Consider the following 24,348-nt stretch of genomic DNA (forward strand, 5'->3'; position numbering starts at 1 on the left):
GGGACGCGGTCAGTGGGAGCGGGCGGCGCCGCCGTCGACGAGGGCCTGGCTGACGGCCCTGATGCTGCGGGCGATGTGGTGCAGCTGGCGGACCTCGGCCGCGTACATCTTGATGGTGTGCTCGATGACGGACTCGGGGATGCCGAGGGCCGGGAGTTCGGCGCGCGCGGTCTGCAGGGCGGTCCGCGCGACCCGGATCTCGTGCTGCACCTGGATCTGCGCGTGGCGGGCGAGCAGTACGGGGTGGCGCATGAGCGCCGGGTAGCTGGCGTAGCGGGCCGGCACCAGGTCGCGCAGCCACTTGGCGGCCGACCTCTCCCAGTCGTAGCTGCCGGGATTCTTGACCTGGCACGGCCAGTCCGTACTGATCGGCGAGTAAGTCAGGGCCATGTTCTTCGCTTCCGGGGGACGTCGGCGGCTCGGTGCGGGTTCTGGGGCGGCCCCGACCTAGGGGATGACCGGGGCCGCCGCCACGGCACTCGTGAACGAGTCCCGTTCCGAGCACCCGGAACCCGTTGGGTAGGAGCGGACGGCCCCGGGTGATCGTCGGACGCGACCCCGGAGGCCTCTGGGGTCACGATCCGCAAGGAGTATTTATATATACCGCCGGATACGCAAGGACATGAAAAAATTCATGCGCGATATGGGACGAATAGTCCAGTGATGACATGGTCACGCACCGTGCCGTGCCGTCAGTCCCTCAGGAAGAAATGGTGCTCCTCGGCGATCTGCTCGTACTCCTCCAGGCGGCCCTGCGTCCGCTCCGGGTCGGCGTCGGTCATGGCCTGGAGCAGGGCGGAGGACATCACCACGGGGGCCGCGTAGGAGTCGAAGACCAGCCGGGAGCCCGTCCCGGTGGCGAAAGTGACGTCGGCCTCGTCGGCCAGCGGACCCAGCGCCAGGTCGGTGACCAGCGCGACCCGCAGCCCGGCCCGGCGCGCCACCTGCACCGCCGTGAGCGTCTCCTGGGCGTGCCGGGGCATGGCGAAGGCCAGCACCCAGGTGCCGCCCGCCTCCCGCGACTGGAGCAGGGCGTCGTACGCGACGCTGCCGCCCCGGGTCACCAGCCGCACGTCCGGGTGGATGCGCCGCGCGGCGTACGCGAAGTACTCGGCCAGCGACACCGAGATCCGCAGGCCCAGCACGGTCAGCGGGGTCGAGCGCGACAGCGCGCGCCCGACGTCGATCACCCGGTCGGGGTCCGCGAAGTCGCGGCGCAGGTTCTCCAGGTTCTCGATCTCGGCGTCCACCGCCGCCTGCAGCTCGTTGCTCCGGTTCTCCGCGGGCGTGGCCGGCGTGCTGCCGAGCGTGGCGAGCGCGATCGCCTGGAGCCGCTCCCGCAACGCCGGGTAACCGCTGAAGCCGACCGCCGCGGCGAAGCGGGTCACCGAGGGCTGGCTGACCCCCACCCGCTCCGCGAGATCGGTGATCGACAGGAAGGCCGCCTCGGTGATGTGCTCGATCAGGTACTGGGCGATGCGCCGCTGCCCGGGCGAGAGCCGGGGGCCGTCGAACAGCTCCCTGAGCTGGGAGGTCGGGGCCGCGCCCGCCTCCGGTGCCGTCCTGCCCGAGGTGATCGCAGATGCCTGCGCGCGTGCCTGCTGCGGCGATGGCACCGGGCCGCCTCCTTCGTGTCCCACGAGGACTCAACATAGCTCACTGTCCGTGCTGACCTGGGCGGGTACGGCCACAAGCAGGTGGCCGCCAACCCGTTTCACCGCCACCCGCGGGGTACCCGTGTCACCACGAACGCGTCTGTGCGCAGGCGAGAGGAAGAAGGTTTTCGATGAGTACGAGTCCGCTGGCCGCATCACAGGTACAGGTGGTGCTCAGCGACTGCTCCGCGGCCGACGCCGGGAGACTGTTCGCCGCACTGTGCAGCCGCTTCTCCTCGGACCGCTGTGCCGAGGACGAGCCCCATGAGACCGAGGGGAACCGGCCCACGATCTGGACCGGCACCTTCGACACCTCCGGCCCGTCCGGAGACACCCCCGTGCCGCCCGCGCAGCTCTCCGCGCCGGTGACCGCGGAGGTCCAGGGCGGTCCTCTCGCGGTCAAGCACCTGCGTGAGGCCCTCGCCGAGGCGTTCACCGTGCACCAGGTGGGCGGAGAGGCCGGTGACCAGGAGGTCGAGGTCCAGCTGCGCCTGGAGAACAAGCCTGAGTCCGGGAACAGCGCCATATGAACGCGGACGCGGTGGCAAGGGGAGGGCGATTCCGCGTCCGACGAGCAGCGACCGGTTCGGCGACGGAGACCGCCGCCAAGGCAGGACTGGCCGCACGTGGTGTGATCTATCTGCTGGTCGGCGTGCTGGCGCTGCAGATCGCCTTCGGTGAAGGGCACCGCCAGGCGGACCGCAGCGGTGCGCTGGAGGAGATAGCCGCGCAGCCCTTCGGGGCGGCGCTGCTGTGGATCCTGGGCGCCGGCCTCGTCGGCATGGCGCTCTGGCGGCTGTCCGAGGCGGTCTTCGGAGCGGTCGGCGAGAACGGCCGCTCCTGGCGCAAGCGGCTCATGTCGGCGGCACGCTGCGTCTTCTACGCGTTCGTCGCCTACTCGGTGCTGTCCTTCGCCGCGGGCTCGGGCGGCGGGCAGTCCAGCGACAAGCAGTCCCGGGACGTGACGGCCCGGGTGCTGGAAATGCCCGGCGGGCAGTGGATCGTGGGCGCCGGCGGCGTGGGCATCATCGGTGCCGGTGTGTGGATCGCCGCGCGGGCCGTGATGCGCAAGTACCACAAGCACATGAAGCTCGGTGAGATGTCCCGTTCGACGCGCCGAGTGGTCGACATCTCCGGTGTGGGCGGCGGGGCGACGCGCGGCGTGGTGTTCGCCGTCGCCGGTGCGTTCGCGGTACGGGCGGCGGTCGCCTACGAGCCCGACAAGGCCAAGGGGCTGGACGACACGCTGAGGTCGTTCGCCGAGACCCCCGTCGGACCCTGGCTGCTGGCGTGTGTCGCCGCGGGTCTCGTCCTGTTCGGGGTGTTCTCCTTCGCGATGGCCCGCTGGCGCAGGGTCTGACGACCCACCAGGAACAGCGGCACACGGCCGGCTCCCGCTCAACGGGGGCCGGCCGTTCGGCGTCACGAGCCCCTTGTGTCCTCAACTCCCGCGCTGGCATTGCCAACTGACGTTCCCTCACCAGCGCCCGCACGGCTGGTGACGGACGCGCCGGTGCCCCCGTCGCACGGTGGCGGCGGGGGCACCGGTCCGATCGGTCGGGGCAGCGCGGTCAGGGTTGCGCGGTCAGGGCGAAGCTCTGCACCGAGGAGTCGTCACACGTCCGCTGGGTCAGCTGGACGCTGTTCGCCGCGGTCGAGGCCGCGCTCAGGCACTTGCCGCTGTGCCGGGCGACGAAGTGGTACCGCCCGCTGCTCTCCTTCACGGGACGCCACTGCTGGTTCGTCCCGCTGGACCAACTCCAGAGCTGGAGAGGCGCGTTGTCCGCCGTGGAGCGGTCGACCACGTCGATCACCTGCTGCGGGTTGCCCCGGACGGCGATCCGCGTGTAGCCGCTGTCCGTGGTACGGAACTGGAACTGCTGCGCCTGCGTGCCGTTGCAGGTGTACTGCTGGACGGCGGTGCCGTTCGCCGTGGCGGCGGAACGGGTGTCCACACAGGTGCCGTTGGCCTGGTTCGTCAGGGAGTACCAGGTGGTCTCGGAGATGCCGTCCGCCGGGGGCGTCGCCGGGTCGGCGCCGCCGAGCCACTTCAGCCCGTCCAGCAGGAACCGGTTCTGGGTCTCGCTCGCGAACGTCGAGGACAGACGCGTGTTGGTCGCGTAGTTCATCGCGTTGTGCCCGAAGTTCGCGTACAGCATCCGGTAGCGGGCGTTGGTCCACAGGATCGGGTAGTAGCCGCTGTACCAGGACTGGTCGGGGTCGGTGCCCAGGGGGAAGCTGCCGGGGTCGACGGAGGCCAGGACCTTGATGTCCGGGTTCTGCCGCAGGTCGTTGGTCCAGCTGTACCACTCGCTGACCGACGAGGTGAAGCCGGCCGGCAGGTTCCTGGTGGCGGCGTGGGTGCCGTTCTCGACCTTGAGCTTCGCGCTGGTCGGGCCCCAGGTGTTGGACTTGAAGTCGCCGCTGCCGAGGAACTGGTTGTGATACCAGGGCCAGGCGGCGGCGTCGGTCGTGAACGCGGCCACGTGGAAGCCCATCCAGGCGCCGCCACCTCGCATGTACTGCTCGAAACCGGCCCGTTGGGCCGCGGTCCCCGGCGCGTCGTCGAGGAACAGGACGACCTGGTAGGCGTTCACGCCGCCGTTGCTCAGCAGGTTCCAGTCGGTGCTGGGCGTGTAGGTGAAGCCGTTCGCCGCCGCCTGGCGCGGGAACCAGTCGTTCGCCTCCTTGACGAAGTCGATGTGCGCCGCGTCGTAGGTGCCGCTGTAGAGCGCCAGCACCTTGAAGGGTGTCGCCGCGGGAGCGGCGGGAGCCGCGTGGACGGGTGTCACCGCCAGGCCGAGGAGGGTGGCCAGCAGGAGCAGCACGCGCAGTGCGGCGCGGGCCGGTACGGATCCGGTCGCGGACATCGGGGCATCGGTCCCTTCGGTGCGGCTCACGGGTGACTCACCATGGGCATCGCGGCGGTAGTAGCAGCGGTGGTGGCCCGGGCCGGTGCGGCGGGCGCCACTCCGGTCGCGGTGGCAGCCACGAGGGCGCAGACGCCGATCAGTCCTGATGTCCGGCGGTGGCCGGGTTCTCGCGTCGATCTGGGCACGGCTACTCCTGTGAGGTGGGGGGGTGGGGAGCGTGAACCGTGCGCTCAGCCGGTGTACTTGGCGAAGATGCTCGTGAACTGCCACGGGGTCTGGGCCACGCCCGAGCAGGTGTCGTCGTTCGGGTAGGCGCCGGGGCAGGGCCGGTCGCGGTTGGCTGACCAGAAGGTCAGGCGGGCCAGGTGGTGCTGCTGCGCGTAGCCGAGGATCGTCTGGAAGTCGGCGGGGGTGACGGTCTCGTTGACGTCGGTGATGCCGTTCATGGACGAGATGCCCATGCCGCGGTAGGCCTGGTCGTCGCTGTAGCCGTACGCGCTCTTGAGCGCTGATTTGAGGCCCTCGGCGGCCCGCAGGGTGAGCGTCCCCATGTTCTGGCCGGCGCCGCCGAAGTCGAACGGCATGATGGTCCAGCTGTCGACGGTCAGGCCGGAGGCGGCGGCCCGCTTGATCAGGCTCGTGTCGGGACCGCTCTGGCCGGTGCCGATGGTGACGTACACCTTGATGCCGGGGTTTCTGGCCTTGACGGTCTTGAGCGCGTCCACGGTCCGCTGCTGGACGGTGCCGTTGCTGTAGGCGTCGGCCTCCAGGTCGATGTCGATGGCCTTCAGCCCGTAGGTGTCGATGACCTTCTGGTAGGCGGAAGCGAGTTCGCCGGCGCTGGAGCAGGAGCTCTCCAGCTTGTTGCCGCTGTAGCCGCCGAAGGACGGGATGACGTCGCCGCCGTTCGCCCGCACGGTGTTGACGGTCTGCTGGTCGACGCCGCCGGTCAGCGGGCGGCCGCCGTCCCACTGCGGGTTGCAGTAGCCGTTGCTGAGGACGAAGGCCAGCGTGAACCACTTGACCCCGGTGGCGTTCATGACGGTGGCCGGGTTGGGCGGGCTTCCCCAGCCGTTGTAGAGGTACGGGGCGACGGCCATCGGTGCGGAGGGGGTCGTGCCGCCACCGCCGGCGGCGGGCGCGGTCCACTTCTGGTTGGCGGCGCCAGTACAGCTCCACAGCTGCACGGGGGTGCCGTTGGCCGAGGTGTTGCCGGTGACGTCCAGGCACTTGTCGGCCTGCGGGTTGACGATGTCGCGGGCCGCGGTGACCGTCCACCTCTGGTTGGCGCCGCCCGTGCAGTCCCACAGTTGCAACTTGGCCCCGTCGGCCGTGGAGTTGCCGGTGATGTCGAGGCACTTGCCCAGCGCCCGGATCGTCTGGTCGGAGCCCACCGTCCACTGCTGGGCGGTCGTGCCGTTGCAGTCGTAGATCTGAACGGCGGTGCCGTTGGCGGTACTTGCCCCGGCGACGTCGAGGCACTTGCCGCCGAGCCCGGTGACGGTGCCGGTCGCGGCTGCCGCGGGCGACACGGTGAGAGCGCCTGCCGACAGGGTCAGGGCTGCTGTCGAGAGGGTGACACGGAGCGCGGTCGAGCGCGCGCGGGAACGTCCGGCCATAGGGATCACGGCCCTTCACTGGTGGCTGACGGTGGGGGAGTTCATGTACATGGAGTTCACGTACATGAACATCGAGCGCATTCGTGGAGGCTTGGTGATCGGTGAACCTAAAGGTCTGAACCAGACACGTCAAGAGGTGAAGCGAAGGGTCCCGGGAACAGGCCTGGCGGCGCGAGGAGTTGAAGGGCGGCTCAGAACGCCTGGAGGTGGACCCCCGCCCGGCCGCCGTCCAGCGTCTCGACGTAGACGTCGATCCACTGCACACCTCCGCCGCGCTCGTCCCCCACGCACGGAGGGCGGACCCCGGCCCAGCGGGGACGGTCCAGGGCCTGGGGTTCGGTCAGCCCGAGATGGCCGGAACGCCGCCCTTGCGGGGCGACGTCCTTCGTCCTCACCTACAGGGACTGTCAGGAGCCCAGATCGGCCGCGATGCGCTCGCCCTTTCTGCCGCTGGTGACGAAGGAGAGCGGGTGGACGTCCTGCTGCGGATTGATCCGGACGGCGCCCCCGGTCCCGGTGGCGTCCTCGGGCACCGCCCCACGCATGAACGCGGAAGCCTCGGCCGCGCCCGCTTCCTTGTCCCAGTGCCGGTCGCGTCCCTCGGCCGCGCGGTGGTCGTCCCCGTCCGATCCGGTGCAGGAGGCGAGGAGGCCGCCGGTCACGAGGACCGCGACGAGGTGGGTGCGGCGTCGGGTGTTCAACGCTCCTCCTCGCCGCCGCGGGACACGTTCACGCGGTGGCCTTCGCGGGCCCCGGCGTGGAGGCACGGCGGGCAGGCGGGTCCGGTGGTCGTCTCGCGGTCCGCGCGGTGTGCTGCGCGTGGCCGAGGCCGGCGACCGGACCCGGCACCGCGTCAGGTCGACCAGACCACCCCGCCGTTGTGCAGGATCACCACCTTGCCGTCCGCGCGCAGGACGAGCTGGGCGTTCTCGTGGCCGTGGCTGCGGGAGGCCCAGATGGGACGGTCGTCGCCGTTGTGGATGACGAGGTTGCCGTCCTGCTGGAAGATCGCCCGGTGGTCGGACCCGAAGGTCATGGACGCCCAGATCGCCTTGTTGTGCTCGTTGTAGACGACCAGGTTGCCGTCGGTCTGCATGATCATGCGGATGCGGTTGGTGGACCAGGACTGCCCGACCCGCAGGACGCTGGTCGCATAGACGGTCCTGGTGCCCCAGTTCGGCTTCGGGTCCGCCTTGGGCTTGGTCTCCGCCTTCGGCTTCTTCTCGGGTGACTTGCTCGGCTTCACCGACGGCGAGGGCGCCGGCGGAGCGACGGCGGCCTTCGGGGCCTCGCTCTTCTTCGGCTTCTTGCGGCTCGGTGACACGCTGGGCTTCTCCGCCACGTAGTCGTCGAGCGCGGCGGGCGCGGAGCTGGCGTTCAGGACGGTGTCGGAGCCCGCGGCCAGCCCCTTGGCCGAGCCGGGACGCTCGTCGTCCGCGCTGCCCGCCAGCAGCAGCGGGATGGCCACCAGGACGGCGCCGGCGATCGCCGCACCCGCCAGGACCGGCTTGCGGGGGCGCCCGGTGCCGACACCGGTCTCGGACGTGACGTCCGGCGGCGTCGCCGCGACGGCCACCGCCGTGGCGGCACCCTCGTCGGGCTCCTCGGCGGGCTCGGCGGCGGCCGGGGTGCCCGACGGTGCGGGGGCGGCCGGGGACGCGGGCCCGGTGGCGGTCCCCTCGGTCTCCGGGGTGCTTCCGGACTCCGCCTCGGGGGCGGCGGCCACGCTCGGGGCCTGCTCGTCCGGCGCCGGGGACGGGGGCGGGGACCCTGCCTCCGCCGCGCGGGCGGCGGCCGCCTCCGCGTTCGCGCCGGGGGTCTGGGGCGTGGGGGACATGCGGTACTCCTCCTCGGTGGCGGAGCTGTCGGTGGCGGGCACGGACCCGCGCGGCGGGCGGGCCGGTGAACACCGGTTCGCTCGGCGGGCATCGGTCACGTGCGCGTCGGGCTGCGCCGGTTCGGCCCGGTCCGGTCTTCGCCGGGCGCGCCGGTCCGTCCACGGTGGCGGCCGCGGCCGGTCCGAGGCCCTCCGAACCGCGAAGTCCCCCCGTACGGACCTGGCTTGGACGTCCGGGCGGAAGGCGCGTGCATGTTCGACGGGCCCGCTGGCGTACCCAACTTAGCCCGTCACAAGGGCGACAGCAGCACCGGCCGTCCCGAAGGCCACGCCGCTTTGTCCCCCCACGCCTCACTGCTCCCGGAAAGTTCTCCGAACGGGCAGGAAACGGGCACGTGAGAGACCCCATACGGGCCCTTCCTTGGCGCATACGGAAGGGGCGTGTGTGGCATCCTGTTGGCTCCCCGATCTGATCAGTGTCGGCGTGCGCGCCTCCGGCGCGGCACCCAAAACCCCGTACGGACCGAAGAGTTCAGGTGAAGATGCGGCCCGGAGACCGGCAAGAGGGCAGGCATGACGCCCCGTCCGCGGTGCCCGACGCGGCCGGCCCCACCGCCCCCGAGCCACTCGTGGCCGAGGCCCCCGAGCCGGGCGGGAGCGCCGACGCTCCCGAGATACCCGAGGCCGTGTGGGACGCCGCCCGCCGGGCACCGGGGCACTGGATCGGCGTCGTCGACCCGGAGTGGACCGAGGAGCGGACCCCGCCGGAGTGGGCCGTGGTGGGGGAGTGGCAGTCGGACGAGAGCGGCGGCGTGGGCGACTACCGGGCCAACCCCGCCTACCGGCCCTCGGCGCGCGTCCTCGGCTGGCCCGAACCCACCGACCCCGTGGACGCGGCGGCCCAGCGCGCCGCCACCGGCTACGGCTCGGTGGACGAGGCGATCGCGGCGCTCGCGGACGCCGAGGTCACCGTGGTGAGCGGGGCGGACGGCCGCCCGCTCACGGCGGCAGGCCAAGACGGCACGCCGGTGGTGCTGTTGTTCACCTCACCGGTCCACGCGTTCATGTCCCCGGCACTTCGGCACGGCACGCTGCCGGCCGGGGACCTGGCCCGTTCACTGAGCGGTTCCGGCACCCACTTGCTCGCCAACCCCGGGGCCGCGGCGCCCCTGCTCGTACCGGCGGACAGCCTGCTCGACCCCGTACGGGCGGCGGGAGTTGCACCAGCACCAGCACCAGCACCAGAACCAGCACCCGCGACCGGAGCCGTCGACGCCGGGAGCGACGACGGCGCGGCCGGCACCGGGGCCCCGGCCGGCCCCGCGGTCTCATCCCCCGACGACGACCCCGCTCGACCCTGGCCCCACGCCACCGGGAGGACCACGTGACACGTTCGGCCCAGCAACCCCCCACCTCCCCGCGTGCCGCGTCCGCGGCGGACGGCGAGGAGCCGGCCGTGACCACCGCCGCCACCGGGGTGCCCGCGCCGGGCTCCGAGCCGGAGGAGACCCCGGTCGCGGCGGGCGCCGAGGGCGGCACGGCCCCCACGCGGACCGGTGAACCCGAGCCCGACTCCGAGCCGGCCGAGACGACGGCCGCCGCCGAAAGCGAAGGCGGCACCGGCACGTCCGCCGCGAACACCGATGAAGGTGGCATCGGTACGTTCGCCGCGAACACCGGCGAAGGCGGGACCGGTACGTCCGGCGCGTACACCGGCGAAGGTGGCACAGGCACGTCCACCGCGAACACCGTCGCAGGCGACCCGGCTTCGGGAGTCACGACGGCCGCAGCGGAACCCGGTGCCCGTACGGAGACCGGTGAGGCCGAGGGGGCGGCCGTCCCGGGCCGGGCCGCGGAGCCCGACGCCGAGAGCGATCCCGGTGCCGCCGCGGCGGCCAAGAGCCGGCTGCCCGCGCTCGTACGGACGATGACCGCGACCGCGATCGACCGGCCGGAGCAGGAGGCCCGGCCGGTGGGGCGGCCCGGCAGGGCGGTGCTGGCGGGAGCGGCCGTCGCGGGCGCGCTGCTCGTGTCGGTGCCCCTGCTGATGCTCGGCGGCAACGACGACAAGGACCGCAAGGGGCCCGCGTCGGCCGGAACCGTCCTCGGCGGCGACGCCCAGGAGGCGCCGGGCGAGTTCGCGGCCGCCACACCCAGCACCCGTTCCCCGGGCGCCGACGCCAAGGACTCCGGCGACAAGCGGAAGAAGCCGGAGAAGAAGGGGTCCGCGTCCGCCGCCGCGAAGGCCCCGGAGCGAACCGGCGCGAAGGGCACCGCCGAGAAGGAACAGCCGACGAAGCGGGACGGCGGGACCGGCGCCGACAGCGGCGACGACCAGCCGGCGAAAGCCGGTTCGGGCGTCACCCTCGGGGCACCCGTCTCGCTGCACAGCCACCTCTCTGGCCGCTGCGTCGACGTACCGGACGGCGACTTCTCGGACGGCAAGCAGCTCGTCGTGTGGGACTGCAACGGCAGCGCCGCGCAGAAGTGGCAGTTCGCGTCCGACGGCACCGTCCGGACCAAGGGGGGCCTCTGCCTGGACGTGGCCGGCGCCGACTACAACGACGGCACGCCCATCCAGATCGCCTGGTGCAGCGACAACAACGCCCAGAAGTTCGTCCTCAACGCCAGCCACGACCTGGTCAACACCGTCGTCGGCAAGTGCGTCGACATCAAGGACAACGACAGGGGGAACGGGGCGCGGCTCCAGCTGTGGAGCTGCGCCGGGACCGACAACCAGAAGTGGAGCGCGTGACCGCACGCCCGCCGGGCGGGACCGCACTCCCGATGTCCCTCCGTCTCGCGGGCGGGGCATGATGGCACCGTCGGCTCGCCGGCACACGCCCCCGAGAAGGGGGACGTTCACTGAAGACGCCCCCGTGGCAAGGAGGTCGGTGCGTGGCGCGCCAGGTACTGTCGGTCGGCCCGGGAGACCGGGACCGCTACCGGACGATCGGTGAGGCACTCGCGGCTGCCCGGACCGGCGCACTCATCAGCGTCCGGCCCGGCACGTACGCGGAGAACCTGGTGATCAACACCAGGGTCACCCTCACCGCCGCCGAAGGGCGGGGAACGGTCGAGATCCGGCCGCGCTCGGGCAGCGTGATCGCGCTGCGCGCCGACGCCGTGATGCTCTCCGAACTGACGCTGCGCGGCGGCGACGCCGAACTGCCGGCCGTGGACGTGCGGCGCGGACAGGCCGCGCTCGACGGCTGCGAGATCGTCGGAGCCGCCTGGACCGCGCTGCTGGCCGGCGGAACGGGCTCGCTCGCGCTGCGGGAGTGCCGGATCAGCAACGCGCAGGGAGCCGGCATCGTGGTCACCTCGACCACGCCCACCACCGTGGAGTCCTGCACCTTCGAGCACCTGGGCACCAGCGGCCTGGTCCTCGCGGAGCAGGGCGAGGCGCGCGTCCGGGGCTGCACGGTGCGCGACGCCCGGGGCAACGGGCTGCTCGCCAACGACGACTCCCGCGGCACGGTCGAGGACTGCGACATCTCCTCCACCGACAAGCCCTCCATCGCCCTGGAGGCGAACTCCTCGCTCTCCGTGGTCCGCACCGTCGTGCACGACACCAGCACCGGCGTGCACCTCAGCAGCACGGGCCGTACGACGCTGGAGGACGTCCGCGTGACCGGGGCGTCCGGGAACGGGATCACCCTCGCCCGGGGCACCGACCCGGTGCTGCGCCGCTGCCGCGTCTCGCGCACCCGCGGACACGGCGTGCTGGTCACCGACCGGGCGCGCGGCACCTTCGAGGACTGCTGGGTGGACGGCGCGCAGGGGGCGGCGCTGCGGGTCGCCGGGGCCGCCTCCCCGGCCCTGACCGGCCTGACGGTCCGCGACTGCGAGCAGACGGGACTCCTCCTGGAGGAGGACTCGGCGGCGGAGCTGGACCGCCTCGAAGTGATCGGCGGCTCGCCCGCCGTCGCGGTGCGCGGCGGCGCCAACCCGCTGCTGCGCCGGGCCCGCCTGGTGGAGCCCGCCGGTGACGGCATCTCGGCCGCCAAGGACGCCCGCGGCCGGGTCGAGGACTGCGAGGTCGTCCGGCCGACGGGCGCCGGGGTGCGCGTGGCTGCCGGCAGCACGCTCTACCTGGCCGGGGGCGGCGTCTCCGACACGGCCACCAGCGGACTGGTCGTGGAGGACGGCGGCAACGTCACCGTGCGCGACTTCCGCGTCGAGATATCCGGCGAGGACGGTGTGGTCGTCGCGGCCGGCGGTGAACTGACCGCCAACCGCACCTCCGTGCACGCCGCGCGGGGGCACGGGTTCCTGCTCCGTGAGGGCGCGCTCGCCTCGCTCAGCGGCTGCGAGGTCTCGGGTGGCGCCCAGGACGGCTTCCGGGTGGAATCCACCGCGCCGGTCTCCCTGGTCAACTGCCTCGCCCGGGAGAACGAGGGCGGCGGCCTGGTGCAGACCGCGCCCGGCGACCGGCTGGCCGTGGACGGCCTCAACAGCACCGGCAACGGCAAGCGGGACGCCTGGGGTTCCGGCAGCGCCGAGAACACCGACCCGGCCGGGTCCGGCGCCGCGGACGCGCCCCCGCCGGACCGCGCCGACGGCCCGCTCGGCGCCCTCAACGCGCTGATCGGCCTGGAGAACGTCAAGCAGCAGGTGCGCACCCTGGTCAACCTGACCCAGCTCGCCCAGCGCCGCGAGCAACTCGGCATGTCCGCACCGCCGATGAGCCGGCACCTGATCTTCGCCGGTCCGCCCGGCACCGGAAAGACGACGGTGGCCCGCCTGTACGGGGCGATCCTCGCCGAACTGGGTTCGCTGCGCAGCGGACACCTCGTCGAGGTCTCCCGCGCCGACCTCGTCGCGCAGGTCGTCGGCGGCACGGCCATCAAGACGACCGAGACCTTTCAACGAGCGCTCGGCGGTGTGCTGTTCATCGACGAGGCGTACACCCTCGCCTCGGACAGCGGCAACGGCGGCGCCGACTTCGGCCGCGAGGCCGTGGACACCCTGCTGAAGCTGATGGAGGACCACCGCGACGACGTGGTGGTGGTCGCGGCCGGGTACTCCCGTGAGATGGAGTCGTTCCTGGGCTCCAACCCCGGTCTGGCGTCCCGCTTCTCGCGGACCGTGGAGTTCGAGAACTACTCGGTGCCCGAACTGGTCGCGATCATGGAGAACATGTGCGCCCAGCACCAGTACGAGCTGGGCGAGGGCACCGCGGCCGCGCTGGCCGCGCACTTCGAGGCGATGCCGCGCGACAGCGGGTTCGGCAACGGCCGTGCCGCACGCGGGGTGTTCGAGGAGATGGTGGACCGGCAGGCGGTCCGGCTCGCCTCGCTGCCGCAGGTCGGTGAGCACGATCTGCGGCTGCTGCTGCCGGAGGACGTCTCCGCCACCGCGGCGGCGCAGGCGACGCAGACCACCGCTCCGGCCGACGACCCGCTGACCCGTCTCGGCGACATGATCGGCCTGGCCGAGGTGAAGCGCGAGGTCGCGGACCTGGTCAACCTCATCACCACCGCCCGCCACCGCGCCGCCGCCGGCCTGCCGGTGCCCTCGCTGAGCAACCACCTGGTCTTCACCGGGCCGCCCGGCACCGGCAAGACCACCGTCGCGCGGCTGTACGGGGAGATCCTGAGCCAGCTCGGCATCCTGGACCGGGGGCAGTTGGTCGAGGCGGCCCGCGCGGACCTGGTCGGCCGCTACATCGGCCACACCGCCCAGCTCACCCGCGAGGTCTTCGAACGGGCCCGCGGCGGCGTCCTGTTCATCGACGAGGCGTACACCCTCACCCCGCGCGGCGGCGGCGCCGACTTCGGGCAGGAGGCGGTGGACACCCTGCTGAAGCTGATGGAGGACCACCGCGACGAAGTGGTCGTCATCGTCGCCGGCTACACCGACGAGATGGAGCGTTTCCTCGCCTCCAACCCGGGCCTGTCCTCCCGCTTCCCGCGCCGGATCGGCTTCGCCGACTACTCCTCCGAGGAACTCGTCACCATCGTCCGCGCCCAGGCGGCGGGCATGGGCTACGAGTGCGGACCCGGCACCGGCCCGCTGCTCAAGGAGTACTTCGACTCGCTGCCCCGGGACCGCTCCTTCGGCAACGCCCGGCTGGCCCGCCAGGTGGTCGAGTCGATGGTCACCCGCCAGGCTGGGCGGCTCAGTTCACTGGCCGCGCCCACGCTCGACGACCTGCGCATCCTGCTCCCCGAGGACATCGTGTCCGCGGCACCGAAGGTGGCCCCCCGGTGAGAACGTCCACCCGCGGGGTCGCCCGCCTGCTGTCCTGCACGGGCCTCGCCGCCGCGCTGGTGCTGCCCGCGGCCGGGCCCTCCCCGGCGCTCCCGTCCCGGCCCCCGTCGGCCGACGGGAAGAAGGGCCAGGAACTGCCCGGCATGCCCTCGGCGCTCGCCGCCGGCTCCGGGGCGCAGGACTGCACGCCCGCCTCCCGTGAGAAGGCCAGGAAGCAGGACTGGTCGCGCCAGCGCCTCGACCTGGACCGGCTGCACGGCTACAGCACCGGTGCGGGGGTGACCGTCGCCCTGATCGACACGGGCGTCGATCCGGACGCCGCCGGACTGGACGGCCGGGTCACCGCCCCCGGCGCCGCCGCCGAGGACTGCGTCGGGCACGGCACCTTCCTGGCCGGGCTCGTCGCGGGCACCGGCGAGGGTGACGCGCCGCTGACCGGGGTCGCCCCGGGCGCGGAGATCCTCGCCCTGCGCGGCACCGACACCCGCGGCCGGGCCAGCGCGGCCCTGGTCACGGCGGCGGTGCGCGAGGCGACCGAGGCGGAGGCCGGGGTGATCGCGGTCGCGGTGGCCCTGCCGCGCCGTGACGCCGAGTTGAGCCGGGCGGTGGCCGAGGCCCGGGAGGCTGGCGCGGTGGTGGTGGCCGCGGCCACCCCGGACCCGCCGCGGAGCGGCACCGACGAGATCCCGGCCCGCACCTACTGGCCGGCCGGCGAGCCCGGCGTCCTGTCGGTCGCCGACATGCTCCCCGGCGGCGGACGCCCGGAGAACGCGCTGCCCACGAGCGGGATCGACTTGGCCGCGCCGGGCGCGGGGGTCGTCTCCGGCGGCCCGCGCGGTGACGGCCACTACCTCGGCGCCGGCGCCTCGGTCGCCACGGCCTACGCCGCCGGGGCCGCCGCCGCGGTGCGTGCCGCCCGCCCCGGCGACTCGCCCGCCGCCGTGGCGCGCCGCCTGACCGCGACCGCGTATCCCGCCGACATCCCCCAGCTCGACCCCTACGCGGCCGTCACCACGGTCCTCGGCGGCGCGGGCGGAGCCACCGGCTCAGGGCGGACCGCGGTTCCCCTCAGCGTCCGCGACACCTCGTCCGCCGACCGTGCCACGGACCGCGCCACGCTCTTCGTCCTCGCCGGCACCGGCGGCGTCCTGGCCCTGCTGTGGGCGGCCTACGCCGTCCCCAGGGCCCGGGCGCGGGGCTGGCGCCCGGCGGAGGCGGGCGCGGGCGCGACGGCGACGGCGGGCGCGACGGAGGAGGACTGAACCCTGTTGCCGACTCCCTGGTGTACTAAGGCACGAGGACGATCTTGCCCTGTACCCGGCCGGTCTGGCTGAGGTCGTGGGCCTTCGCGCACTCGGTGAGCGGGAAGGTCTCGGAGACCGTGGGGCGTACGCCGTGGGTGTCGACGAATGCGGCGAAGGCGGTCAGCACGGCCGGGGTGGGCTCCAGGGAGAACTCCACGAACCGGATACCGAGTTCGGCGGCGCGGGCCGTCACCTCGGTACGGTCCACGCCGACGCCGACGACGTCGACCAGGACGCCGCCCGGCTCCAGGGTGGGCAGCGAGCGCGGGCCGTAATCGTTGCTGACGGTGTCCAGCACCACGTCGATGCCGCGCAGCGCCCCGAAGTCCTGCACCGTGTAGTCGATCAGCTCGTCGGCGCCGAGTCCGCGCAGGTGGTCGTGCTTGGCGGCGCGGGCCGTGCCGATGACGTACGCGCCCCGGGCCTTGGCGATCTGTACGCCGAGGTGGCCGACCCCGCCGGCCGCGCCGTGGATCAGGACTCGTCCGCCGGGCTGTACGTCGGAGAGGGTGACCAGGGCCTGGTAGGCGGTGAAGCCGGAGATCGGCAGGGCGGCGGCGCCGACGTGGTCGAGGGTGCGCGGCTTGGGCGCGATCCGGTCCTCGGGGACCACCACGTGGTCGGCGTGACTGCCGTGTGGCGGGAGGGTCCAGCCGTAGACGTCCTCGCCCACCGAGAAGCGGGTGGCGCCCTCGCCGACGGCCTCCACGGTGCCGCTGTACTCGTGGCCGAGCACGAACGGCGGCGGGCCGAAGAAGTCCACCTTGCCGATGCGGACCTTCCAGTCCGCGGGGTTCATGCCGGCGGCCCGTACCCGGACCAGGACCTCGCCCGGGCCCGGCGAAGGGAGGGGTGTCTCGGCGAGTTCCAGTACGTCGGAGCCGCCGATGGTCCGCTGTGTGATCACCCGTGTCGTCGTCATGCGGGTCATTCTGGGCCCGGTGATCCGGGAGCACAGCGGTTCCACCCCAGCCGAGTGGCAGCTCGGTTCCCACCGGTTCGGTCGCCTTTCCGGACAGCCGGCACCTCAATCGCGCGGCAGCCGCTCAAGGTGCCTGCGGATTCTCACCGTTGCTCTGCCCACCAACTGGCATGAGCGGCTGAGACACAGGCACCGCAGCGAGAGCCCGACGTCCCTTGCGGCGCCCTGGTACGGCTGAGGCGTTCACGGGCCGGTCCTCGCGAGGCGTACACGAACGGAATCGCGAGTCGTACGCCAACGGAAGCGGGGGCCGTCCCGGGCGGCCCCCGCTTCCGTCGTGCCCGGGGCCCGTCAGTCGGTGGCGGACTCCGGTACCAGTGCCGTCTGCATCAGCCTCGCGCGGCGGCGCGCGATGTGCAGGGCGCGGCCCGGGGGAAGGTTCCTGGGCTTCGCGTTGCCGAACAGGCGGCCCTCCGTCGGCGGGCAGGAGAGCAGCACGGCCGGGTTGTTGGCCTCGTCGAGGCGGCGGATCAGGCCGTCGCTGAGGCCGCGCCCCGCACCCATGGCGCTGCGGGCGACGACCAGGTGCAGACCCATCTCGAAGCCGAGCGTCAGGTACTCGAACAGCGGCTCCATGGGGCTCTGGAACGAGCTGCCGGAGACCATGTCGTAGTCGTCGACGAGGATGAACAGCCGGGGTCCCGTCCACCAGTCGCACGTGCGCATGCGGCTGGGCGCGATGTCGGCGCCCGGGACACGCGTCTTCATGGCCCGGGCCGCGCCCTCGATGGTCTCCTTGAGGTTGTCCAGGGAGATCACGTGCCCGATGCGGTACTCCTCGGGCACGGTGTCCACCAGGGTGCGGCGGTAGTCCACCACGATGATCTTCGCCTCGGCGGGGGAGTAGCGCGAGGTGATGCCCGCGGTGATGTTGCGCAGCAGGTTGGTCTTGCCGCTCTCCGTGTCGCCGACCACGATCAGGTGCGGGGTGCGGCTGAAGTCGTGCCAGACCGGTTCCAGGGCGTCCTGGTCGATGCCCAGGGCCAGGCGCATGCCGCCGCCCTCGGTGGACTCGGGCGCGGGGAGTTCGGCGGCCGGCAGCCGGTGCGGCAGCATCCGGACCTGCGGGGCCGGCGCGCCGGGCCAGTGCCGGGCGATCTCCGCGACCAGGTGGGTGACCCCTTCGCCGAGGTCGTCGAGGGAACCGCTGCCGTCCAGCCTCGGCAGACCGGCGAGGAAGTGCATCTTGGTGTCGGACGTGATGCCGCGACCGCCGCTGCGGGGCACCGAACGGGCCTTGCGGGTGTCGATCTCGGAGTCCATCGGGTCACCCATCCGCAGTTCGAGGCGGGTGGCCGACTGGTCGCGGACCTGCGCCGACAGCTCCACCCAGCGGGTGGTGGTGATGAGCAGGTGGATGCCGTAGTTGAGGCCGCGCGCCGCGAGTTCGTTGAACTTCGGTATCAGGTCGTCGTAGTCCTGGCGGACCGTGGACCAGCCGTCGACCACCATGAACACGTCGCCGAACGGCTCGTCGGGGAACTCCCCGGCGGCCCGGCGGCGGCGGTAGGACTGCATCGAGTCGATCGTGTGGTCCACGAAGAACTGCTCGCGCCGGGCGAGCAGCGTCATGACCTCGGCGACGGCGCGGTGCACCCGCTCCGGATTGAGCCGCGCCGCGACCCCGCCGACGTGCGGCAGCGCGGCGAGCTGCGAGAGACCGCCGCCGCCGAAGTCGAGGCAGTAGAACTGTATTTCGGCCGGTGTGTGGGTGAGGGCGAGGGCGCCGATGAGGGTGCGGGCGAGCGTGGACTTGCCGCTCTGCGAGCCGCCCGCGATGGCGACGTGACCGCCGGCCCCGGACAGGTCCACCACCAGCGGGTCGCGGCGCTGCTCGAACGGCTTGTCCACCAGGCCCACCGGTACGCGCAGCTTCCCGGTGCCGCCCCAGCCCGCGGCGGTCAGGCCGCGCTCGGGGTCGACGGTGAGGCCCCCGGGCAGCAGCGCGTCCAGCGGCGACGGCTCGTCCAGCGGCGGCAGCCACACCTGATGGGCGGCGGGACCCGAGTCGCGCAGCCGGTCCAGGGCGACGGCCAGCAGCGTCTCCTCGTCCTCCTCGCTCTCCGGTTCCGGCTCGGGGGCCGCCTCCAGCGTGCGCGGCACGACCCAGCCGCTGGTCCACGGCACCACCTGACTGGCCACCCGCGCCTGCACCACCGCGCCGGTACGGCGGCGGTAGGTGCCGGACGAGTACGCGGCACGGAACCGGGTCAGCGACTCCACGCCCGACTTCAGGTAGCCGCTGCCGGGCTGCGCCGGGAGCTCGTAGGCGTCCGGCACGCCGAGCACGCCCCGGCTCTCCATGGCGGAGAAGGTGCGCAGGCCGATGCGGTACGAGAGGTGGCTCTCCAGCTGGTGCATACGGCCCTCGTCCAGGCGCTGCGAGGCGAGCAGCAGGTGCACCCCGAGGGAGCGGCCGAGGCGGCCGATCATCACGAAGAGGTCCATGAACTCCCGGTGTGTGGACAGGAGTTCGCTGAACTCGTCGACGACCACGAAGAGGCTGGGCAGCGGGGTCAGGTCGGCGCCCGCGGCACGGGCGCGTTCGTACTCCAGGGCGGAGGTGTAGTTGCCCGCCGCGCGCAACAGCTCCTGGCGGCGCATGAGTTCACCGTGCAGGGCGTCCTGCATGCGCTCCACCAGCGCGACCTCGTCGGCGAGGTTGGTGATGACGGCGGACGTGTGCGGAAGTTCCTCCAGGCCCAGGAAGGTGGCGCCGCCCTTGAAGTCGACCAGGACGAAGTTCAGGGTCTCGGAGGAGTTGGTCAGCGCGAGACCGAGCACGAGCGTGCGCAGCAGCTCGCTCTTGCCGGAGCCGGTGGCGCCGATGAGCATGCCGTGCGGGCCCATGCCGCCCTGCGCGGACTCCTTGATGTCGAGTTCCACCGGGCGGCCGTCCACACCGACCGCCACCGGGACCCGCAGCCGCCCGGCGCCGGTGTGCCGTGCGAAGAGCGTGGCCGGATCGTGCCGGTGCAGGTCGGGAATGCCGAGCAGCGTGGTCAGTTCGACGTCGGCGTCCAGCGGCTGGGCGATGTCGGTGCCCAGGCTGATCCGGCGCGAGGTGAGCAGCCGGGCCAGTGACTCGGCACCGAGCGGGCCGAGCCGGTCCGGGCGGCCGAGCGGCACGGAGCGCTCCTTGCGGCTGCGGTCGGTGCGCACCAGGCTCACCCGCTCGGGACCGACGGTCAGCCGCAGCGTGTTGCGTCCGGGCCGCCAGCGCAGCGCGCCGGACACGTCGAGGACGACCGCGTTGCGGTAGCCGTGCCCCTCCCAGCGATGGCCCTCGGGGACGGTGACGCCGTCCAGGACGACGACGGTGAAGGGCTCGTCGCGGCCGGGACGGCCGTCCGGGTCGAAGCCCGGACGCTCGGCGAACTCGGCGCCCAGCAGGTCGTCCAGCTCGGTGAGGTCGGCGGTGATCCGCCGGACCTGGCCCGCGCCGTCCTCCTCCTGTGGATGCAGCGCGTGCGGCAGCCACTTGACCCATTCCCAGTCGGGCCGGCGCTCGTCGCTGACGCAGATCGCGAGCCACAGCTCCTCGGGCGCGTGGAACACCGCGAGCTGGGCGAGCGCGGCGCGCACCAGGGAACGCACGGCGTCGGTCGGGTCCTGGGCCGGGGCGCCGCCCGGGGTCCGGGTTCCGTCCGGCTCCCCGTTCGGTGTGACGCCCGGTGCGGCCGGCGCCCGCGCGGCGGTGTCCTCAGGACGCAGCAGGATCCGCGCCGAAGAACGCAGGTACAGGCCGAGCGGCTGGTCGGGGACGGTGGAGTAGGCGCGGATGAAACGGCGCAGGGCGTGCGCGCACAGCGGTTCGAGGTCCTCGACCGGGCGGGTGGAGACCGGCTGAAGGGTGAGCGCGAGCTGCTGCTCCCCGACCGCGAGCCGGGCCTCGCCGAAGTCCTCGTCGGCCGGGCGGCGCTCCCACAGCCGCGAGGTGCGGGCCAGGGAGCGGAGCGAGGCGGGGTCCGGGTGGCGCCAGGCGAGCGCCCGCTGCTGCTCCACGATGGTGGACCGGACCCGCTTGCGGGTCTGCGCCAGGTAGCGGAGGTAGTCGCGGCGCTCGCCCTTCAGTCGCTGCTTGCGCTCGCTGGAGCGGCGCATCAGCTGCCCCAGCAGCATCGCACCGGCGGAGAGCGCCATGACGCCCATCGCCAGATACATGAAGACGCCGTTCCCGCCGCCGGGGCGCAGGAACATCAGCATCATCGACACCGACATGAGCGCCATCGGCAAATAGGTCCATATCGCCGAGGTGTCGGGCACCGTCTCGGCGAGGACCGGTGGCTCCTGCAGGGTCAATTGGCCCTCGGGCATCTCCGGTCCGCGTCTACGGGCCGGCCGGCGAAACAGCACCACACTCAAGGAACGAAACCTCCGGTTTCACTGGCTTTCCGGCCCGCGCCGAATACCGGCGCACCCGGCAGCGGGAAAGACCGTACCGGGCTCATTCTCCGGACCGCGCGTCATGCGGTGAACGCCGGGGTGAATGTTTCGAGCGGATGGCGGCGACGGTCAACTCCCGTGAAGGACAACTCCATACCGGACATCGAGTCCGGTCCGCAGCACGATCCGGCGGGCGCAGGCAGTAGTCTGCATTCACGGAACGCGACCTGTCCATGCGGGAGAGACGGTCGCCGACGGCGCGGACACAACTCTCCTGTTTCATACCCCCCGTTCGCCGCCGCGCCGGGCTTCCGTACTCTTCGCAGGTGCCCCTCGCGGGGAAGTCCTCGTGCCAAAGCCCCCACGGAAGACGAGAGTTCAGCTGATGACCGACAGCGCTGTGGCCGAACTGTGCCGCCTGACCGTACGTGCGCCGAGCGTCTCCGTCGATCTGGCCGTACCCGCCGACGTGCCGGTCGCCGATCTCCTCCCGACGCTGCTGCGCTACGTCGGCGAGGAAGCCGAGGAGGCGGGCCTCGACCACGCAGGCTGGGTGCTCCAGCAGCTCGGCGACGCCCCGCTCGACGAGGAGACCACCCTCGCCCGCGCCGGGCTCGCCGACGGCGCCGTGCTCTACCTGCGCCCGCACACCGAGGCGCTGCCCGAGGCGCGGCTCGACGACCTGGTCGACGGGATAGCCGACACCGCGGGCCGCAAGCTGCACACCTGGCATCCCGGAGCGGCCCGCGGACTCCTGGTCGGCACGGCGGCGGCCACCGTCGCCGCCGCGCTCGCCCTGGTGCTCTGGCCCGGTGCGACCGGCTCCGGCCGCCTCCAGGTCGCCTTCGCGGCCGTCACCGGGCTGCTGCTGCTAGCGGGCGCCGGTTCGGCCAGCCGCGCGGTCGGCGACCGCCTGTCCGCCACCGCGCTCGCCCTGCTGGTCGCGCCCTGCCTGGCCCTCGCCGGCTGGCTGCTGCCCGGCGGCGACCTGACCGGACCGGACGCCGCCCAGGTCGCGGGCGCACGGCTGCTCGCCGCGGGTGCGGCCGGCGCGGGCGGCGCGGTCCTCGCCCTCGCCGCCACGGCCGTCGGCGCCCCGGCCCTCTTCGCCACCGCGGTCGTCTCGGTGGCGACCGCGGTCGCCGGCGCCCTGATCGGCTACTCCGGCCTCGGCGTGCCGGCCTCGGCGGCCCTGGTGGCGACCGTGGTCGCGCTCGCCGCCGGAGCGGTGGCACCCTTCGCCTTCAAGCTGGCCGGCATGCGGCTGCCCTCCCTGCCGTCCTCCGCCGCCCAGCTCCAGGAGGGCATCGAGCCCTACGCGGGCGACGAGGTCGCCGAGCGCACCGAACTGGCCGGGCGCTGGGTCACCGCGCTCTTCGCCGCCACCGGCGTCATCGCCGCGGCCGCCCTGGTCGTCCTCACCGACCGGCCGAACCTCCCCGAGGTGCTGACCGCGCTCGGACTGAGCCTGCTGCTGCTCCTGCACTCCCGCGGGCTCGTGCACATCGGGCAGCGGCTCACCCTCGCCGTGCCCGGCGTCTGGGGGCTGCTGCTGCTCGCCCGCGCCTGGGCCGCGGACCACGACGGCGACGGACGCGCGGTGGTCTTCGCGGTGCTGCTCGCCGCCGCGGCCGCGCTCGTGATCGCCGCCTGGACGGTGCCCGGCCGCCGGATGCTGCCGTACTGGGGCCGCGCGGCCGAACTGGCCCACACCGGACTGGCGGTGGCGCTGCTGCCGGTCGCGCTGTGGGCGGCCGGGCTCTTCGGCTGGCTGCGCGGCCTGTTCGGCTGAGCGCACCCTCCGTACGCCGCGGCACGACAAGGAGTTGAGGAGAGGCCGTGCAGTCCAAGAGAGACCAGGTACACGCCCACACGTTCATGATGGGCAGACTCAGTTCGAGCCTGCTCATGGCCGACCCGGACGCCCCGGAGAGCCCGCTCGGGCGCACCACCCGCGGTGTGGTCTTCGGGGTCCTGGCCACCGTCCTGATCGGCGCGGGCGCCACCGTCTACGGCCTGCTGCGCCCCGGCGGGAACGACGGCTGGCGTGACGGCGAGCACCTGGTGGTCAACCGTGACACCGGCGCCCGGTACCTGTGGACGGGCACCGACGGCGTACTGCACCCGGTGCGCAACTACGCCTCGGCGAAGCTGATCGGCGGCTCCGACCTGGCGACCGCCGACGTACGCACCCCCTCGCTGCGGGGCGTCCCGGTGGGCGCCCCGGTGGGCATCCCCGGCGCCCCGGACGTCGTGCCCGCTCCCGGGCAACTCGACGACGGGGCCTGGCACATGTGCGTCACCGGGCCGGACGGGGCGCTGCCCGACACCTCCGGCGCCGTGACGACCGGCGGGGTGGGCAAGCCGGGCGCGACGACCGTGGCGGCCGGTACGTCCCTGGACTCCCGCGCCATCGGCCGCGACCGCGGTGTGCTCGTGAGCGGGCCGGACGGCGCGGAGTACCTGGTGTGGCGCGGGAGCCGGCTGCCGCTGGACCGTGACTCCGACGCCCGCAACGCCCTCGGCTACGGCTCCCGGAAGCCGATGCCGGTCTCCGCCGCGTTCCTCGACGCGCTGGCCCCCGGCCCCGTCCTGAAGCCGCCGGTCGTCCCCGGGCGCGGCGAGGAGGGCCCCGTCCTCGGGGGCGAGGCCAGCAAGACCGGCCAGCTGTTCAAGATCAGCGTGCCCGGCGGCGACAGCACCTACCACCTGCTGCGCAAGGACGGCCTGGTGCCGCTGACCCGGCTCGGCGCCGCCCTCGTCCTGGGCGACCCGGCCACCCAGAAGGACGCCTACGAGGGGCAGTCGCCGCAGGTGCGTACGCTCGGTGCGGACGCGCTGCGCGAGCACGCGGCGAAGGACGCCGGTGACGCCGCTTCCGCGGAACTGCCGGACGCGCCGCCCCTCCCGCAGTCCACGGAGCGGGGCACGGCGCTCTGCGCACAGGTGGACGGCGACAACGGCGGCGTACGGATCAGGTCGGTACTGGTCCCGCTGACCCGGCTCGCCCCCGTCGCGGTGTCCCAGGGCACCTCGCAGCCGCTCGAACCGGCCTGCGTCCCGACGGACGCGACGGTCGTACGGCCCGGGCACGGCGCCCTCGTGCGGGCGCTGCACGCGAGCGGCGCGGCACACGGCGCCACCACCTACCTGGTGGCGGAGAACGGCGTGAAGTACCGGGTGTCCGCCAAGGAGTCGCTGGCGGCCCTCGGGTACGAGCCCTCGGACATCGGCTCGGTCCCGGCACCGCTGCTCGCCGCCTTCCCCACCGGCGCGGACCTCGACCCGGCCGCCGCCTCCGGCGCCACGGAGCCCAGGGTCACGGCTCCGGAGTGCGGCGCCGGCCGCTCGCGGAAGGCGGGGAGCGGTGAGGAGCCGGACAAGCCGGGCGACGCGGCCGCGGCGGACACCGGTTCCGCGAACTGACAGCGCGCACCGATGCCGGCAAGAAACGCATACGGGTCACCGGAAAGGAA

General features: G+C 73.2%; 17 protein-coding genes. 8 read left to right on the forward strand and 9 right to left on the reverse strand.

Annotated features, from left to right (window positions below):
• Nucleotides 1–9 precede the first annotated feature (9 nt).
• On the reverse strand, nt 10–390 hold the full coding sequence (locus ACWGIS_RS16605) for a hypothetical protein (RefSeq protein WP_453363128.1): 381 nt from the start codon (nt 388–390) through the stop codon (nt 10–12).
• Between the two features lie 302 nt (nt 391–692).
• Entirely contained in the window at nt 693–1,616 is a 924-nt protein-coding gene (locus ACWGIS_RS16610) for a MurR/RpiR family transcriptional regulator (RefSeq protein ID WP_453363129.1), read from the reverse strand.
• Between the two features lie 170 nt (nt 1,617–1,786).
• On the opposite strand from ACWGIS_RS16610, the gene ACWGIS_RS16615 reads away from it, so the two are divergent.
• On the forward strand, nt 1,787–2,185 hold the full coding sequence (locus tag ACWGIS_RS16615; RefSeq protein WP_453363130.1) for a hypothetical protein: 399 nt from the start codon (nt 1,787–1,789) through the stop codon (nt 2,183–2,185).
• Nucleotides 2,182–3,015 (forward strand): DUF1206 domain-containing protein, encoded by an 834-nt coding sequence (locus tag ACWGIS_RS16620; RefSeq protein ID WP_453363131.1) that lies wholly within the window; start codon nt 2,182–2,184, stop codon nt 3,013–3,015. The genes ACWGIS_RS16615 and ACWGIS_RS16620 overlap by 4 nt, the downstream gene beginning before the upstream one ends.
• Nucleotides 3,016–3,226: 211 nt before the next feature.
• Here ACWGIS_RS16620 and ACWGIS_RS16625 read toward each other — a convergent pair whose 3' ends face one another.
• The 5 genes from ACWGIS_RS16625 to ACWGIS_RS16645 form a co-directional block, all read right to left on the reverse strand.
• A complete protein-coding gene (locus ACWGIS_RS16625) occupies nt 3,227–4,525 on the reverse strand; it encodes a ThuA domain-containing protein (protein ID WP_453363184.1) in 1,299 nt (432 codons plus the stop codon).
• A gap of 233 nt (nt 4,526–4,758) precedes the next feature.
• Complete coding sequence (locus ACWGIS_RS16630) at nt 4,759–6,147, reverse strand: ricin-type beta-trefoil lectin domain protein (protein WP_453363132.1); 1,389 nt, start codon at nt 6,145–6,147, stop codon at nt 4,759–4,761.
• Between the two features lie 191 nt (nt 6,148–6,338).
• On the reverse strand, nt 6,339–6,542 hold the full coding sequence (locus ACWGIS_RS16635; RefSeq protein ID WP_453363133.1) for a hypothetical protein: 204 nt from the start codon (nt 6,540–6,542) through the stop codon (nt 6,339–6,341).
• A gap of 12 nt (nt 6,543–6,554) precedes the next feature.
• The gene (locus ACWGIS_RS16640; RefSeq protein ID WP_453363134.1) at nt 6,555–6,848 is read right to left on the reverse strand and encodes a hypothetical protein; all 294 of its coding nucleotides are present in this window, start codon (nt 6,846–6,848) and stop codon (nt 6,555–6,557) included.
• Nucleotides 6,849–7,000: 152 nt separating this feature from the next.
• The gene (locus ACWGIS_RS16645) at nt 7,001–7,984 is read right to left on the reverse strand and encodes a mannose-binding protein (protein WP_453363135.1); all 984 of its coding nucleotides are present in this window, start codon (nt 7,982–7,984) and stop codon (nt 7,001–7,003) included.
• 542 nt (nt 7,985–8,526) lie between these two features.
• Between ACWGIS_RS16645 and ACWGIS_RS16650 the strand changes: the two genes are divergently transcribed.
• From ACWGIS_RS16650 to ACWGIS_RS16665, 4 genes are all read left to right on the forward strand, one after another.
• On the forward strand, nt 8,527–9,372 hold the full coding sequence (locus tag ACWGIS_RS16650; RefSeq protein WP_453363185.1) for a type VII secretion system-associated protein: 846 nt from the start codon (nt 8,527–8,529) through the stop codon (nt 9,370–9,372).
• Nucleotides 9,373–9,440: 68 nt separating this feature from the next.
• Nucleotides 9,441–10,739 (forward strand): ricin-type beta-trefoil lectin domain protein, encoded by a 1,299-nt coding sequence (locus ACWGIS_RS16655; protein WP_453363136.1) that lies wholly within the window; start codon nt 9,441–9,443, stop codon nt 10,737–10,739.
• 143 nt (nt 10,740–10,882) lie between these two features.
• Nucleotides 10,883–14,200 carry a right-handed parallel beta-helix repeat-containing protein gene (locus ACWGIS_RS16660; protein ID WP_453363137.1) on the forward strand — a complete coding sequence of 1,106 codons (3,318 nt, stop codon included), beginning with the start codon at nt 10,883–10,885 and terminating at the stop codon, nt 14,198–14,200.
• Nucleotides 14,197–15,462: a S8 family serine peptidase gene (locus tag ACWGIS_RS16665; protein ID WP_453363138.1), complete on the forward strand. Its 1,266-nt coding sequence runs from the start codon at nt 14,197–14,199 to the stop codon at nt 15,460–15,462. Before ACWGIS_RS16660 ends, ACWGIS_RS16665 begins: the two co-directional genes overlap by 4 nt.
• Before the next feature lie 25 nt (nt 15,463–15,487).
• Here ACWGIS_RS16665 and ACWGIS_RS16670 read toward each other — a convergent pair whose 3' ends face one another.
• Together ACWGIS_RS16670 and eccCa are read right to left on the reverse strand one after the other, a co-directional pair.
• On the reverse strand, nt 15,488–16,426 hold the full coding sequence (locus tag ACWGIS_RS16670; protein ID WP_453363139.1) for an NADP-dependent oxidoreductase: 939 nt from the start codon (nt 16,424–16,426) through the stop codon (nt 15,488–15,490).
• A gap of 351 nt (nt 16,427–16,777) precedes the next feature.
• The gene (eccCa, locus tag ACWGIS_RS16675) at nt 16,778–20,803 is read right to left on the reverse strand and encodes a type VII secretion protein EccCa (RefSeq protein ID WP_453363140.1); all 4,026 of its coding nucleotides are present in this window, start codon (nt 20,801–20,803) and stop codon (nt 16,778–16,780) included.
• 454 nt (nt 20,804–21,257) lie between these two features.
• Here eccCa and eccD point away from each other — a divergent pair, with 454 nt between their 5' ends.
• Nucleotides 21,258–22,664: a type VII secretion integral membrane protein EccD gene (gene eccD, locus ACWGIS_RS16680; RefSeq protein WP_453363141.1), complete on the forward strand. Its 1,407-nt coding sequence runs from the start codon at nt 21,258–21,260 to the stop codon at nt 22,662–22,664.
• A 47-nt stretch (nt 22,665–22,711) separates the two neighbouring features.
• The gene (gene eccB, locus ACWGIS_RS16685; RefSeq protein WP_453363142.1) at nt 22,712–24,298 is read left to right on the forward strand and encodes a type VII secretion protein EccB; all 1,587 of its coding nucleotides are present in this window, start codon (nt 22,712–22,714) and stop codon (nt 24,296–24,298) included.
• The last annotated feature ends 50 nt before the right edge of the window (nt 24,299–24,348 follow it).

Source organism: Streptomyces sp. NPDC054842 (assembly GCF_053611025.1).

Coding starts and splice junctions, on each gene's coding strand:
- ACWGIS_RS16630 (WP_453363132.1), bottom strand. CDS start 6,147: ATGGCCGGACGTTCCCGCGCGCGCTCGACCGCGCTCCGTGTCACCCTC.
- eccCa (WP_453363140.1), bottom strand. CDS start 20,803: ATGCCCGAGGGCCAATTGACCCTGCAGGAGCCACCGGTCCTCGCCGAG.
- ACWGIS_RS16620 (WP_453363131.1), top strand. CDS start 2,182: ATGAACGCGGACGCGGTGGCAAGGGGAGGGCGATTCCGCGTCCGACGA.
- ACWGIS_RS16645 (WP_453363135.1), bottom strand. CDS start 7,984: ATGTCCCCCACGCCCCAGACCCCCGGCGCGAACGCGGAGGCGGCCGCC.
- ACWGIS_RS16650 (WP_453363185.1), top strand. CDS start 8,527: ATGCGGCCCGGAGACCGGCAAGAGGGCAGGCATGACGCCCCGTCCGCG.
- ACWGIS_RS16670 (WP_453363139.1), bottom strand. CDS start 16,426: ATGACGACGACACGGGTGATCACACAGCGGACCATCGGCGGCTCCGAC.
- ACWGIS_RS16605 (WP_453363128.1), bottom strand. CDS start 390: ATGGCCCTGACTTACTCGCCGATCAGTACGGACTGGCCGTGCCAGGTC.
- eccD (WP_453363141.1), top strand. CDS start 21,258: ATGACCGACAGCGCTGTGGCCGAACTGTGCCGCCTGACCGTACGTGCG.
- ACWGIS_RS16625 (WP_453363184.1), bottom strand. CDS start 4,525: ATGTCCGCGACCGGATCCGTACCGGCCCGCGCCGCACTGCGCGTGCTG.
- ACWGIS_RS16615 (WP_453363130.1), top strand. CDS start 1,787: ATGAGTACGAGTCCGCTGGCCGCATCACAGGTACAGGTGGTGCTCAGC.